Source organism: Micromonospora sp. NPDC049051 (assembly GCF_043197575.1).
Taxonomy (GTDB): Bacteria; Actinomycetota; Actinomycetes; order Mycobacteriales; family Micromonosporaceae; genus Micromonospora.
In genome coordinates, this window is record NZ_JBICTL010000004.1 from 142891 (window position 1) to 155368 (window position 12478).

General features: G+C 74.3%; 16 protein-coding genes. 12 read left to right on the top strand and 4 right to left on the bottom strand.

The annotated features are described in order from the left end of the window. Positions 1 to 882, bottom strand: a complete 882-nt coding sequence (locus ACGFIR_RS17335; protein WP_392999378.1) for a polysaccharide deacetylase family protein — start codon at positions 880 to 882, stop codon at positions 1 to 3. Positions 883 to 1030: 148 nt separating this feature from the next. Beyond that, positions 1031 to 1750 (bottom strand): winged-helix domain-containing protein, encoded by a 720-nt coding sequence (locus tag ACGFIR_RS17340; protein ID WP_392998105.1) that lies wholly within the window; start codon positions 1748 to 1750, stop codon positions 1031 to 1033. Positions 1751 to 1995: 245 nt separating this feature from the next. Between ACGFIR_RS17340 and ACGFIR_RS17345 the strand changes: the two genes are divergently transcribed. From ACGFIR_RS17345 to ACGFIR_RS17370, 6 genes are all read left to right on the top strand, one after another. Then, positions 1996 to 3054, top strand: a complete 1059-nt coding sequence (locus tag ACGFIR_RS17345; protein WP_392998106.1) for a hypothetical protein — start codon at positions 1996 to 1998, stop codon at positions 3052 to 3054. Positions 3055 to 3135: 81 nt separating this feature from the next. After that, positions 3136 to 3924, top strand: coding sequence for a DUF2993 domain-containing protein (locus tag ACGFIR_RS17350; RefSeq protein WP_392998107.1), 789 nt, complete (start codon positions 3136 to 3138; stop codon positions 3922 to 3924). Positions 3925 to 4107: 183 nt separating this feature from the next. Then, positions 4108 to 4185 carry an Ms5788A family Cys-rich leader peptide gene (locus tag ACGFIR_RS17355; protein ID WP_311202345.1) on the top strand — a complete coding sequence of 26 codons (78 nt, stop codon included), beginning with the start codon at positions 4108 to 4110 and terminating at the stop codon, positions 4183 to 4185. Between the two features lie 201 nt (positions 4186 to 4386). Continuing rightward, complete coding sequence (locus ACGFIR_RS17360) at positions 4387 to 5235, top strand: sulfurtransferase (protein ID WP_392998108.1); 849 nt, start codon at positions 4387 to 4389, stop codon at positions 5233 to 5235. A 3-nt stretch (positions 5236 to 5238) separates the two neighbouring features. Continuing rightward, positions 5239 to 5562, top strand: a complete 324-nt coding sequence (locus ACGFIR_RS17365; protein ID WP_392998109.1) for a DUF1416 domain-containing protein — start codon at positions 5239 to 5241, stop codon at positions 5560 to 5562. 87 nt (positions 5563 to 5649) lie between these two features. Next, the gene (locus ACGFIR_RS17370) at positions 5650 to 6507 is read left to right on the top strand and encodes a hypothetical protein (RefSeq protein WP_392998110.1); all 858 of its coding nucleotides are present in this window, start codon (positions 5650 to 5652) and stop codon (positions 6505 to 6507) included. A gap of 123 nt (positions 6508 to 6630) precedes the next feature. Here ACGFIR_RS17370 and ACGFIR_RS17375 read toward each other — a convergent pair whose 3' ends face one another. Beyond that, entirely contained in the window at positions 6631 to 7005 is a 375-nt protein-coding gene (locus tag ACGFIR_RS17375; protein ID WP_392998111.1) for a DsrE family protein, read from the bottom strand. Positions 7006 to 7017: 12 nt separating this feature from the next. Between ACGFIR_RS17375 and mtfM the strand changes: the two genes are divergently transcribed. Then, positions 7018 to 7122 carry a small membrane protein MtfM gene (gene mtfM / locus ACGFIR_RS17380; RefSeq protein WP_030327764.1) on the top strand — a complete coding sequence of 35 codons (105 nt, stop codon included), beginning with the start codon at positions 7018 to 7020 and terminating at the stop codon, positions 7120 to 7122. A gap of 96 nt (positions 7123 to 7218) precedes the next feature. Continuing rightward, positions 7219 to 7812, top strand: a complete 594-nt coding sequence (locus tag ACGFIR_RS17385; RefSeq protein WP_392998112.1) for an FABP family protein — start codon at positions 7219 to 7221, stop codon at positions 7810 to 7812. Here the strand turns inward: ACGFIR_RS17385 and ACGFIR_RS17390 are convergent. Further along, a complete protein-coding gene (locus ACGFIR_RS17390) occupies positions 7793 to 8677 on the bottom strand; it encodes an aminotransferase class IV (protein WP_393145970.1) in 885 nt (294 codons plus the stop codon). The two genes, ACGFIR_RS17385 and ACGFIR_RS17390, sit on opposite strands and share 20 nt — an antisense overlap. Positions 8678 to 8747: 70 nt before the next feature. On the opposite strand from ACGFIR_RS17390, the gene ACGFIR_RS17395 reads away from it, so the two are divergent. From ACGFIR_RS17395 to ACGFIR_RS17410, 4 genes are all read left to right on the top strand, one after another. Beyond that, positions 8748 to 9176 carry a Fur family transcriptional regulator gene (locus ACGFIR_RS17395; RefSeq protein ID WP_392998114.1) on the top strand — a complete coding sequence of 143 codons (429 nt, stop codon included), beginning with the start codon at positions 8748 to 8750 and terminating at the stop codon, positions 9174 to 9176. Continuing rightward, on the top strand, positions 9173 to 10285 hold the full coding sequence (locus ACGFIR_RS17400; protein WP_393145972.1) for a YgfZ/GcvT domain-containing protein: 1113 nt from the start codon (positions 9173 to 9175) through the stop codon (positions 10283 to 10285). Before ACGFIR_RS17395 ends, ACGFIR_RS17400 begins: the two co-directional genes overlap by 4 nt. 92 nt (positions 10286 to 10377) lie before the next feature. Next, positions 10378 to 11220, top strand: coding sequence for a 3-keto-5-aminohexanoate cleavage protein (locus ACGFIR_RS17405; RefSeq protein ID WP_393145974.1), 843 nt, complete (start codon positions 10378 to 10380; stop codon positions 11218 to 11220). A 245-nt stretch (positions 11221 to 11465) separates the two neighbouring features. Then, on the top strand, positions 11466 to 12425 hold the full coding sequence (locus ACGFIR_RS17410; RefSeq protein ID WP_392998117.1) for an asparaginase: 960 nt from the start codon (positions 11466 to 11468) through the stop codon (positions 12423 to 12425). Positions 12426 to 12478: the final 53 nt, after the last annotated feature.

Sequence of the window (12478 nt, forward strand, 5' to 3'; positions counted from 1 at the left end):
TCACGTCGACCCGTCGGGCAGCGCCTTGACCTCGAACCGGCTGGTCAGGGCCGGCAGGATGCGGTGCAGCGCGTCCACGGTGCCCTGCCGGTCGCCGCCGGCGTCGTGCAGCAGCACGACCGAGCCGGGCACCACGCCCGCGATGACGGTCGCCGCGATCCGGCCGGCTCCCGGCACCTCCCAGTCCGCCGGGTCCACCGTCCAGTGCAGCGGCGTCATGCCGAGTTCCTGGGCCACCGACACCACCTGACCCGTCCAGGCCCCGCCGGGCTGGCGGTAGTACGCGATCGGCGCGTCGGGCGCCGCCGCCCGGATCGCCTCGCTGGTGCGCAGCAGGTCCGCCCGGATGGCGGTGGGCGACCGCTGGCCGAGCGTGACGTCGTGGTTCCAGCTGTGGTTGCACAGGGTGTGCCCGTCGGCCGCGATGGCCCGGACGAGGTCCGGGTGGCGCTGCGCGTTCTCGCCGACCACGCAGAAGGTCGCCCGCACCTGGTGCTCGCGCAGCAAGGCGAGCACCTGCGGGGTGTACTGCGGGTCCGGCCCGTCATCGAAGGTCAGCGCGACCAGCGAGGTGCCGCTCGTGGTCTGTGCGCCGAACGGCCCGTCGGTCGGGGCCGGCGACGGTGTGCCGTCGGGGCCACCGTCCTGTCCGGCCTCCGCCGGGCCGCTGCTCGGGCTGCCCTCCGGCGTGGGTCGGGGAGTGTCGTCCGCCCGTGGCTGGTCGGCGTAGTGCGGGCTGGTGGCACTGGTGGTCACGCTGGACCGGGACGCCTGCGGGTCGGGGACCAGGCTGCGCCCGAGGGCGTACGCGGAGCCGAGCAGCGCGGCGACCACCACCGCGACGATGCCGATGGTGCGCGCGGTAGAGGGATCTCGGATCAGTGGGCCCGTTCGTGCCGATCCGCCGCCGCCCCCGTGGTCGATGCGCACCCCAGTGCCCCCTTTTGTGTCGCAAACCCGGCAGTCAGAATAGAACCGACTGGCCGGGCAAAAGGGGCATATGCGAAATGGTCTGCGAGGAATGCGGGCGTCAGACCGGCAGGGGTGCGTGCTCGCTCTCCGGCAGGGAACGGGAGGGCGGTACGACGAACTTGTAGCCCACCTGCCGCACCGTGCCGATCATCGACTCGTACTCGGAGCCGAGCTTGGCCCGCAGTCGTCGGACGTGCACGTCGACCGTGCGGGTGCCGCCGAAGTAGTCGTAGCCCCACACCTCGCGCAGGAGCTGATCGCGGGTGAACACCCGGCCCGGGTGCTGGGCCAGGAACTTCAGCAGCTCGAACTCCTTGTAGGTCAGGTCGAGCGGGCGGCCCTTGAGCTTCGCGGCGTACGTGTCCGGGTCGATGGTCAACTCGCCGGCGCGGATCGAGCCGCCGGCACCGGAGACGGCGTCGCTCAACCGCCCGACGGCGAGCCGCAGCCGGGCCTCCACCTCGGCCGGGCCGGCGGCGGCGAGGATGACGTCGTCGACGCCCCAGTCGGCGTTGAGCGCGATCAGGCCGGCCTCGGTGACCACCGCGAGCAGCGGCACCCCGAGCCCGGTGGCGTGCAGCATCCGGCAGGTCGCCCGGGCCTCGCTCAGCTCGGAGCGGGCGTCGACCAGCACCGCGTCCGGGCTGGGGCCGGCGACCAGGGTGCGCACGTCGCGCGGCGCGGTACGGACCGAGTGCGGCAGCAGGTCGAGCGCCGGCAGCACTGCGGATGGTTCGCCTGCGCGCGCGGTCACCAGCAGCAGGATCTCCACGATCACCTCCGTCCCGGCGGCCGTCGGCCGCGCGCGACCAGCGCACTCCGCAGCGGGCGTGGCGCTGATGAACTTGCGTGGGTCCCGGCGTCGCTGACGGGGCGGGTAACGGGTTGAGCGTAACGGATCGCCCCGGTCGGACCTTCGCGTACTTTCGCGTTTGCCCGGCTTGCCCATGATCGTGCCCCAGGTTTTAACGTTGCCGAAACCGTGGCACGCGCGAGGGCCGGCGGGTCTGGCACGATCGGGGCGTGTTTCCCTCCAGCTCGCCCGAGACCGGCCGCGACCAGTGGCCTGACGGGCCCCGCCCGGGGCCGTCCGGCCCCTCCCGTGGCCAGCCGCCGGCGCCGCGCACCGGGCCGGCCCCCGACGACGACGAGCGCAGGGAGCGCAGCGGACCGCGCCGTGCCCGGCGGTCCGGCGACCCGGCCCGCCGGCCCGACGACGATCCGGACGTCGATCCGGACGAGGAACCGATCGAGCCGGTCGAGGTACGCCGGCCGCTCGCGCTGACGGTCGCCGGGTTCGCCGCCCTGCTCGGGGTCGGTCTCGTGCTCGGGGCGCAGACCTCCGGCCCGGGGCACCGGCTGCCCTTCGCGTTCGTCATCTTCGGCGTGCAGCTGCTCTTCGTGCTGGCCTGGACGATGGCCATCCGCCCGCCCGCGCTGCTGCTGGTCGCCGCCGTCAGCGTCGGCGCCGCGGTGGCGGCCGACTTCGCGGCCGTGCAGACGGACGTGGCCGGCCTGGCGCCGCTGGGCTACGTCGCGGCGGGCGGCTTCGCCCTCGGGGTGCTCGGGCAGCTCGTCCGGCGCGTCGACCGGGTGCGGGTGACCGACTCCCTCGGCAGCACCCTGCTGATCGTGGTCGGTGTCGTTTCCTTCGCCACGCTGATCGTGCTCAGCCGGATCCCGGCGGGCACCCAGGCCATCACGGTGTGCCTCACCGCGAGCGCGGTCGCGCTCACCGTCGCCCGGTTGACCGACGCGGTGGCCCCGTGGCCCCGGCTGGCCCCCCAGGTGCCCCGGGGCGCGGCCGGCGTGGTGGCCGGCGCGATGGTCGGCACGCTGGTCAGCGCCCTCCTCGGCAGCTACCTCGTGACGCCCTTCACCCCGACCCGGGCCGCGATCATCGGGCTGGTCGCGGCGGTCGCCGCCGTGCTGGCCGATCTCGCCGTCGGCTACGCCGAGGCGGGCCGGCTGATGGCGGGGGAGCCGCCGACCATGTGGGTGGCCCGGCACATGCAGGGGCCGCTCGGTGGCTTCGCCCTGGCCGCGCCCGCCGCGTACGCGATGTGCAAGCTCGTTCTCTGAGGCGGTGGTTGAGCTCTTCCCCGTCCGGGTACCACCGGTGGGCCGCTTCGCGGCATCCCGGCACTGACGACAGGAGGCGGCGTGGCGCACGACGAGACGTACGAGGAGCGGCCCCGGCGACGCGGGCGCAAGGTGCTCGTCACACTCGTCGTGCTGCTGCTGGTCCTGGGCGGCCTGGTCGTCGCGGCCGACCGGATCGCCGTCGGGGTGGCCGAGCGGGCCATCGCCGACCAGGTCAGCCAGGAGATCGCCAAGCAGGGTGCGCAGTCCTCGCCGCCGGAGGTGGAGGTCGGCGGCGTCCCGTTCCTCACCCAGGTGCTCGACGGCCGCTACGAGCGCATCTCCATCGTGCTGCGCGACGTGCAGGGCTCGGTACGGGGTGACGCGGTCGCGCTGCCGAAGCTCGACGTGGACGCCCGCAACGTGCGCGCCTCGCTCGACACCATCCGTTCCGGCCAGGGCGACGTGGTCGCCGAGACGGTCGACGGGACGGGCACCATCAGCTACGACAGCCTCGCCAAGCTGCTCGACCGGCCGGGACTGACCCTCGGCGAGCAGAACGGCCGGCTGGCCGTCACCGCCCCGGTCGACATCCTCGGTCAGCGGCTCACCGTGACCGGCACCGCCGACATCGCGGTCGGCAAGGAGGGGCAGGTGGCGCTGCGGTTCAACGACCTGAACGCCGAGGGCCTGCCGAACCAGCCGCTGGCCCGGACGCTGTTGAACAACTACGCGCGCAGCATCTCCATCGACGTGCCCCTGCCCGAGCTGCCGTTCCAGCTCGCCGTCCGGGAGGTCCGGCCGTTGCCCGAAGGGCTGGCCGTGACCGCGGACGCCAAGAACGTGCCGATCAACTCGGCCACCAGCTGACCGGGGCGACGTCCGCCGTCCCGCCGGACGGCTCGTCGGCCGCCCTCCCGCCAGCCGTCCCGCCGACCGCCAGCCATCCCGTCGGCCGCCGTCCCGCCCGTCGGCAGCCCGCCCGCCGGCCGGCATCCCGGATGCTGGTCAGCTCTGTGGCGTCTTCGTAGCTGGCTGATAGGCTCCCTGCTCATGGGGACGCTCCTCACCAAACGGCGCGCGGTCGACCTGTGCCGCGTGGCCACCTGCCTGTGTCGCCCCGTCATCTGACGGCGGGGCTGTCCTCGGCCGCCTAGCGGCCATCGGCACGCAGGAGCCTTTCTTCTCCCGTGCTCTCTTCCAACGCCCGGCAGCGGCGCCGTCGCACGAACCCGTGATCCGTCCATACGGTGGATCCCGCGCGTGGTGCGATTTCCTGACTTCGATGCCCCCGTGCTGGTTCACCATTCCTCATCACCAGGGAGTGATCTGATGAGTCGCGACACCGCACTCGTCTCGGCCGAGTGGGCCGAGAAGAACCTCGACGCCCCGGGCGTCGTCTTCGTCGAGGTCGACGAGGACACCTCGGCCTACGACACCGGTCACATCGCCGGCGCCATCAAGCTGGACTGGAAGACCGACCTCCAGGACCAGGTGCGCCGGGACTTCGTCAACAAGAGCCAGTTCGAGGCGCTGCTCTCCGAGCGGGGCGTCAGCAACGACGACACCGTCATCCTCTACGGCGGCAACAACAACTGGTTCGCCGCGTACGCGTACTGGTACTTCAAGCTCTACGGCCACGGCGACGTCAAGCTGCTCGACGGCGGTCGCAAGAAGTGGGAGCTCGACGCGCGCCCGCTGGTCCGCGACGCGGTGACCCGCCCCAGGACGCAGTACGTGGCGCAGGAGCCGGACAACTCGATCCGGGCCTTCCGCGACGAGGTGGTGGCCGCCATCGGCACGAAGAACCTGGTCGACGTGCGCAGCCCCGACGAGTTCGCCGGCCGGCTGCTCGCCCCCGCCCACCTGCCCCAGGAGCAGGCGCAGCGGGCCGGGCACATCCCCACGGCGATCAGCGTGCCGTGGTCCAAGGCGGCCAACGAGGACGGCACCTTCAAGTCCGACGACGAGCTGCGCAAGATCTACGCCGACGCCGGGCTGGACGACAGCCGCGAGACCATCGCGTACTGCCGGATCGGCGAGCGCTCCTCGCACTCCTGGTTCGTGCTCCAGGAGCTGCTCGGCCACCGCAACGTGAAGAACTACGACGGATCCTGGACCGAGTACGGCTCGCTGGTCGGCGTGCCGGTTGCGCTTGGCGACGAGCCCGGGGAGGCCTGAGCCATGACCGCACCCACCGCCGCCGGCTGCGCCGCTCCCGACCAGGCCGCCCCGCTGCCCGCGAGCCTGGACCTGGAGAAGGAGACCGTGATCACCGGGGTCGTCCGCTCCGACGCGGGCGAGGCCGTGCCGGGCGCGTACGTCCGGTTGCTCGACTCGACCGGCGAGTTCACCGCCGAGGTGGTGACCTCGCCGGCCGGCCAGTTCCGGTTCTTCGCCGCGCCGGGTTCCTGGACCCTGCGGGCGCTCTCCCGGCACGGCAACGGTGACGCCGCCGTCACCGCCGTCCGCGGCATCAACGAGGTCGCCGTCTCGGTCGCCTCCTGACCCCCGCCCCGCCGGTCGTCCCGTGGCCCGTCGCCTTCCCAGGTGGCGGGCCACGACCGTCTCCGGACGCCGTGACACGATGGCCCCGTGAACGGCGTGGAAGCGGCGGGGCAGGCCCCGCCTACCGGTCCGGACCGGCCGGCGGCCCCTCGACGGCGGTTGCCCTGGCTGCTCGTGGCCACCGTGGCCTGGGCGGTGCTGCTGGCGGCGCTGACCTGGACGTCGGTGCGGAACGACCCGCCGACCGTCCGGGAGCAGCGCAGCCTGACCGAGGCCGGCCCGGTCGTCGACCGCGCGGTCGGCGAGCTGGTCGCGGCGGCCGGCGACACGGCCGTGCTGACCCCGCCCGAGATCGAGCGGGGCTGCCGGGTCACCCCGTTCGCCGACGGCGCCATCCTGACCCGCGGGGTGGACGTGTTCGTCCCCGTGGGCCTGGAGCGGTCGCTGCTGGAGCGGGTCGCCGACCGACTCCCCGGGAGCTGGCGGGCCGGCGTCCGGATCACGTCGGAGGACGGCCCCCGGCTGCGCGCCGACGCGGGCGAGTTCGTGACCGTCTCCGGCGCGGTCGAGGCGGACGGTCTCGTCCGGCTGACCGCCGACACGGGCTGCCGGCCGGTGGGCGACGGCTACGCGGCACCGGCGGTCGGCGCCGACGGCGCGGAGAGCGAGGCCCTGGCCGCGGCGCTGCGGGCGCTCGGCGGCCCGCCCGGCTCGGCGCCCGAGCTGGTCGTCGCGCCCTGCCCCGGTGGTGGCACCGCCCGCACCGCCCGCGCCGGCGCCGTCGAAACCCCACCGTCCCCGGCCGACGCGCTCGGCGCCGTCGCCCGCGTCCCGCTGCTGAACACCGCCCAGGCGTACGCCTACCGGCACGGCACCGCCATGGTCCTGGCCGATCTCTCCGGCGACCGGGTCGTCGTCTCGGTCAACACCGGCTGTCCCGCCTGACCCGACGGTGAACGCCCGCCCGGCGGTCTGCGCCTGCCCGAGGGCCTGAGCCCGCCCGGCGGCCTGCACCGGCCGAGGGCCTGCGCCCGCGCGACGGGTCAGCGCCCGGCTGGGGTCAGCCGGTCAGTAGACCAGGGCCTGGGCCCCTTCGGCCATCGCCTCCTCGACGAAGGCCGCGGCACCGGCGATGCGGACGCCCGGCAGCACGTCGTCCGGCCCGATGTCCCGCCGGGCGGCGCACTGCGTGCAGGCGGTCACCGTGCCGGTGGTCAGGATCACGTGCAGCAGCTCGGCCAGCGGGGCCGAGTGCGGCAGCTCGAACTCCTGCGCCCGGCCGGGCAGCGCGAACCAGGTCGACTCCCCGGTGAGCCAGAGTGACACGTGCACCCCGGCGGCGGCTGCGGTGGCGGCGACGGTGAAGGCCTGGGCGCACCGCTCCGGGGCGTCGGCCCCGGCGGTGGCCTTGACGACGAGAGTGCGGGCCATGGGGCCCAGCATAGGATGGTCCCGATGGTTACCGAGATCGGGTTCGTCAGCCTGCTGGTCGCCGGCCTGGGCGGGCTCGCCGGTGGCCTGGTCTACCTGGCTGTACGCATATCGAGAGGACGCTGGTGAGCGCGAGGAGTGAGCCGGGTCTGCGAGCCCCGCAGTCGCGAACGAAGGTGGCTCGGTGAGCTGTCGTGGACACCGGCGGAGAGGCGGAGTGAACCGGTGAGCGACGAGAACCCCCTGCAGCCGCCGCCGTGGCTGAACGCGCCGCCGGTCGACCCGTACCCGTACGAGGAGAGCCACGACCTGCGCGTCGGCCCGAAGCTGCACCCCACGTTGGACGGCCTGCTGCCGTACGTCGGGGTGTGGCGCGGTCGGGGTCGGGGCGGCTTCCCCACCATCGAGGACTTCGACTTCGCGCAGGAGATCCGGATCAGCCACGACGGCCGACCGTTCCTGTTCTACGAGTCGCGCGCCTGGCTGCTCGACGAGCAGAGCCGTCCGGTCCGCCCGGCGGGTCGCGAGGTCGGCTGGTGGCGGCCGGTGATGGACGGCGACCGGGTCACCGACGAGCTGGAGGCGCTGATGACCGTGCCCACCGGCGTCATGGAGCTGCACATCGGCAAGCGCAAGGGCACCCAGATCGAGTTCGTCACCGACGCGGTGGTCCGTACGTCGACCGCCAAGGAGGTCACCGCCGGTCACCGCCTCTTCGGCATCGTCGAGGGAGCACTGCTCTACGCCCAGGAGATGGCGGCCGTCGGGCATCCCCTCTCCCCGCACCTCTCCGCACGCCTCACCCGGGTGGCGGGCTGACCCCTCCCTCGCCGACAGCGGGGGCGGGGAAGCCCAGGAGCGTCTGGAGGGCGGCGGTGTACGCGCTGCGGCGCAGCGGAACGGCGTCCAGGGTGCGGATCTCCGCGAGGCCCCGGACGGACGAGCTGAGCCAGACGCCGTCGGCGTTGCCCAGCTCCGCCGGGGTGACCAGGCGCTCCTCGGCGCGTAGGCCCAGCTCGGGGGCGTGCGCCAGGAGCCAGGCGGCAGTCACGCCCGGCAGGATGCCGGTTCCGGCGGCGGGCACCGTACGGAGGGTGTCGCCGGTCAGCCACACCAGGTTGGCCGTGGGCCCCTCCAGCGCGTACCCGTCTGAGGAGACCCAGAGCGCGTCGTCCACGCCGGCGCGGGTGGCCCAGCGGCGGGCGGCGGTGCTCACCGCGTACGAGGTGGACTTGATTCCGGTCGGCAGCCAGTCGAGTTCGGCGCGGGCCCGGGCCGTGACGCCCAGCGGCAGGGTCGCCACGGTGATCCCGTCGCGTCGGGCCGCCCGGGCGGCGGCCGGCACCTCGCCGAGCGTGGCGTAGACGGTCGGCGGGCCGCCGCCCTCCGGGCCCCGGGTGCAGACCAGCCGCAACGCCCCCTCGACCTCGGCGGGCCAGCCCACGCGGACGGCGTCGAGCAGCCCCACCAGCACCTCGACGGCGGGCAGCGTCAGGTCGACGGCCGCCGCAGCCCGGGCCAGCCGGGCCAGGTGCTCGTCGCGTAGCCACGGCCGTCCGTCCCGCAGGTGCATCGTCTCGAAGAGCCCGTCGCCGTGCAGTACGCCCCGGTCGTCGCCGCGCAGCACCGGCTCGCCGGGCGGCACCAGCCCGCGCCCCGGTACGGCGATCCTCGACGCCACCATGACGGCCGAGCCTAGCGGCGGACCGGTCGACGCGGGCGGCGAGCGTGGCGGAGCGAACTATGATCGGACGGTGTCCGAATCCTCCCTCGCGGAAGTGCTCCGCGCCCGTGGCCTTCGGCTGACGGCGCAGCGGCAGTTGATCCTCCAGGCTGTGCTGGACCTGGGGCACGCCACCCCGGAGCAGGTGCACACAGCCGTCCGTGAGGTCGCCGCAGGGGTCAACATCACCACCATCTACCGCACGCTGGAGCTGCTGGAACGGCTCGGCCTGGTCACCCACACCCATCTTTCGCACGGCTCGCCGACCTATCACGCGGCCGGCGAGGACCAGCACGTCCACCTGGTCTGCCGGGAGTGCGGCGCGATCGACGAGATCGATCCGGAGCTGCTGAGCCCGCTCGCCGACCAGTTGGCGAGCCAGCGCGGGTTCCGGGTGGACATCGGCCACGTCTCGTTCTTCGGCGTCTGCGTCCGCTGCGAGAACGGGGACAGCAAGTGATCGACATCGCGGGCGCGGTGAGCGTCGAGAGCATCGACGAGGCCAGCCGGGACCAGCCCGAGCCGGCGCACGCGGCGGCCGGCGTGCGGGGCGTGGCGGCGCACTACGGCGACCCGATGCGCGAGCAGCGCACCCTCGACACGGCGGTCGGCCTGGTCGACCGCTCGCACCGGGGCGTCGTCGCGGTGCCCGGCGAGGAGCGGATCGGCTGGCTGCACACCCTCACCAGCCAGCACCTGGCGCAGCTCACCGCCGGCCAGGGCACCGAGCTGCTGGTGCTCTCCCCGCACGGGCACGTCGAGCAGCACGCCATGGTCGCCGAGGACGGCGTCACCACCTGGCTCGACACCGAGCCGGGCGCGACCACCGGCCTGCTGTCGTACCTGGAGCGGATGCGGTTCTTCAGCAAGGTCGAGCCGCGCGACGTGACGCCGGAGCACGCGCTGCTCTCCCTGGTCGGGCCGGAGGCGCCCGCCGCGGCGGAGACGCTCGGCGCGACCGGGCTGGCCGCGCCCGACGTGGTCGCGGTGCCGGGCCCGAAGTTCCGCTCCGGCGAGCTGCCGCCACGGCCGACCGCGCTGTACGACGTGCGCCCGCTGCCCGTGGGCGGCTGGGCCCGCCGGGGCCCGCTCGGCGTGGACCTGCTGGTGCCCCGGGCCGCGATGGAGCAGGTCGTCACCGAGCTGCGGGGCAACGGGGTGCCGGTCGCCGGGCTGTGGGCGTACGAGGCGGTGCGGGTGGCCGCCCGGCGGGCACGGGCGGGGGTGGACACCGACCACCGGACGATCCCGGCCGAGGTGGACCTGATCGCCCCGGCCGTACACCTGGACAAGGGCTGCTACCGGGGTCAGGAGACCGTGGCCCGGGTGCACAACATGGGCCGGCCGCCGCGTCGGCTCGTACTGCTGCACCTGGACGGGGTGACCACCGACCAGCCGCCGGTCGCCGGCACGCCGGTGACCCTCGACGGCCGGGCGGTCGGTTTCGTCGGCACGGCCGTGCACCACCACGAGCTGGGCCAGGTCGCCCTGGCCGTGGTCAAGCGCAACGTCGCCGACGACGCCCGCCTGCTCGTCGGTGAGACCGCCGCCGCGATCGATCCGGCCTGACCGCCCGTCGGCAAAAGATTCTCTCCTTCGGGGCGCTGGGGCCGGAAAGGTTCCGGTCGACTGGCTGGTTGGCCTCGGTCTAGGATCCGGGCATGACGACAGGGACGTTGATCACGGTTGCCCCCACCGGCGCGGAGTCGGCCAAGGCCGAGGTGCCGGCGCTGCCGGTGACGCTCGACGAGCTGCTGCTGACCGCCAAGGAGTGCGAGGCGCTCGGCGCCGCCGTGATCCACGTCCACATCCGCGACGACGAGGCGAAGCCCACCCTGGACCAGGGACGGCTGCGGGAGACCGTGGCGGCGCTGCGGGCGGGCACCGACCTGATCGTGCAGCTCTCCTCCGGGGGCGCGGTGACCGACCCGGAGGCCGCCCGGCTCGCGGTGCTCGACGCCGGCCCCGACATGGCCTCCTGCACGATGGGCACGCTCAACTTCGGCGACGACGTCTTCCTCAACCGCTGGGAGTTCATCGTCGACCTGCACACCCGCATGCAGGAGCGCGGCATCGTGCCCGAGTACGAGATCTTCGACCTCGGCCACCTGACCGCCCTGCAACGGCTGCTCGGCAAGTACGGCCTGCCGGCGGGCGGGCACGTGCACGTCGACTTCGTGATGGGCGTGCCGGGCGGCATGCCGGGCACCACCTCGGCGCTGGTCGCCGCCCACCAGGCGCTGCGCGACCTGCCCGAGGGCACCACCTTCTCGGCCACCGGCATCGGCCGCAGCACGATCCCGGTCATGCTGGCCTCGCTCTCGGCCGGTGGGCACCTGCGGGTCGGTATGGAGGACACGGTGACGTACGCCAAGGGTCGCCCGGTCGAGTCCAACATGCAGCTCGTCGCCCGGGCGGTCGGCTTCGCCCAGCTCGCCCAGCGACCGCCGCTGACCACGGCCGAGGCGCGCGACCTGCTCGGCCTGCCGACGACCGGGCGGTAACCGCCCCGGCGGCCACCGGGCAGCTGGGGCGCCCTGTCGGTCGTCGGGTGGTCAGCGCCCGCCGGTCGCCGAGCGCTCGGTGCGGCTCTGTCGGTCGCCGGGCGGTGGGTGCGCCCTGCCGATCGCCCTGCCGGTCGCCCGGGCGGTAAGCAGCGACCGGGGTCGGCGCTGCTGTACAGCCGGTCGTCGACCGCCTGGTCACCCGCCCGCCGGGTGTGGCCGGTGGTGGCGGTACCGTCCACCTCGTGGGAAAGACGTACGAGGGCGGCGCGCCGCTCGCCGAGGTGGTCCGGTCGGGATTCGTCGAGGGTGTGCACCGGGGGTCGGTGGTGGTGCTCGACGCCACCGGCGCGACGGTCGCCGGTGCCGGGGACGTGACCTCGCCGGTCTTCCCGCGCTCGTCCAACAAGCCGATGCAGGCGGTCGGCATGCTCCGTGCCGGGCTGACGCTGGGCGATCCCGCCGACGTGGCGCTGGTCGCGGCCAGCCACGCCGGGGAGGACTTCCACCTGGCCCGGGTCGGCGCGCTGCTGGCGCGCGCCGGGCTGGACGAGTCGGCCCTGCACTGTCCGCCGGACCTGCCCGTGGGCGACGAGGCGCGGGCGGCCGTGCTGCGGGCCGGCGGCGGTCCCACGCGTACGCAGATGAACTGCTCCGGCAAGCACAGCGGGATGCTGCTGACCTGCCTGGCCGCCGGCTGGCCGCTCGACGGCTACTGGCGTCCGGAGCACCCGTTGCAGCAGCGGCTGCGGGACGCGGTGGAGGAGTACGCCGGCGAGCAGGTCGGGGCGGTCGGGGTGGACGGCTGCGGTGCCCCGGTGCTCGCCATCTCGCTGACCGGGCTGGCCGGGGCGTACCTCAGGCTCGTCTCGGCGGAGCCCGGCACCGTGGCGCGGACGGTGGCTGACGCGATGCGCGCGTACCCGGACCTGGTGGGCGGCACGCAGGCCGACGACAGCCGGCTCATGCGTGGGGTTCCCGGGCTGCTCGCCAAGGTGGGCGCCGAGGGGGTCATCGCCGCGGCGGTGCCCGGGGTCGGGGCGGTCGCTCTTAAGATCGACGACGGCGCGGGCCGGGCCCGGATGCCGGTGCTGGTCTCCGCCCTGCGCCGGCTCGGGGTGGACGCCCCGGTGCTGGCCGAGTACGCCGAGACGCCGGTCTTCGGCGGCGGCCTGCCGGTCGGCGCAGTCCGCCCCCTCTGGTAGCCCGAGCGGAGCCGTCACCCGTATCCGCTGGCCGGGATGACCTCGCCCATTGC